The 800-nt window shown below is 67.6% G+C and carries 1 protein-coding gene; it reads left to right on the forward strand.

All coding sequences use genetic code 11. The annotated features are described in order from the left end of the window. Positions 1-800 (forward strand): ATP-binding protein (locus RU01_RS18020; RefSeq protein WP_042575970.1); only part of this gene is annotated, 800 nt, incomplete at both ends.

Consider the following 800-nt stretch of genomic DNA (forward strand, 5'->3'; position numbering starts at 1 on the left):
GCGATCTATCCGGGGTACGGGTTCTTGTCGGAGAATCCGGAGTTGGCGGCGGGGTGCGCGGAGGCGGGGATCACGTTCGTGGGTCCGTCGGCGCAGGTGCTGGAGCTGACGGGGAACAAGGCGCGGGCGATCGCGGCGGCGAAGGATGCCGGGTTGCCGGTGTTGGCGTCGTCGGAACCGTCGACGGACGTCGATGCGTTGGTGGCGGCGTCGGAGTCGATGACGTTCCCGGTGTTCGTCAAAGCGGTCGCGGGCGGCGGTGGCCGCGGTATGCGGCGGGTTGCGGAGCCGTCGGGGTTGCGTGCGGCGATCGAGGCGGCGGCGCGGGAGGCGGAGTCGGCGTTCGGTGATGCGACGGTGTTCCTGGAGCAGGCGGTGGTCGAGCCGCGGCACATCGAGGTGCAGATTCTCGCGGACACGTTCGGCAATGTGATGCATCTGTTCGAGCGTGACTGCTCGGTGCAGCGCCGTCACCAGAAGGTGGTGGAGCTGGCGCCGGCGCCGAACATCTCGGACGAGCTGCGGGCCCGGTTGTGCAGTGACGCTGTGGCGTTCGCGCGGAAGATCGGGTACTCGTGTGCGGGCACGGTGGAGTTCCTGGTGGACCGGGACGGTAATCATGTGTTCATCGAGATGAATCCGCGGATCCAGGTCGAGCACACGGTGACCGAGGAGATCACCGATGTCGACCTGGTGCAGTCGCAGTTGCGGATCGCCTCGGGGGAGTCACTCGAGGATCTGGGGTTGCGGCAGGAGGACATCCGGATCCGGGGTGCGGCGATGCAGTGCCGCATCACGAC

Origin of the sequence: Rhodococcus sp. MEB064 (assembly GCF_000834565.1) — a bacterium.
GTDB lineage: Bacteria > Actinomycetota > Actinomycetes > Mycobacteriales > Mycobacteriaceae > Rhodococcoides.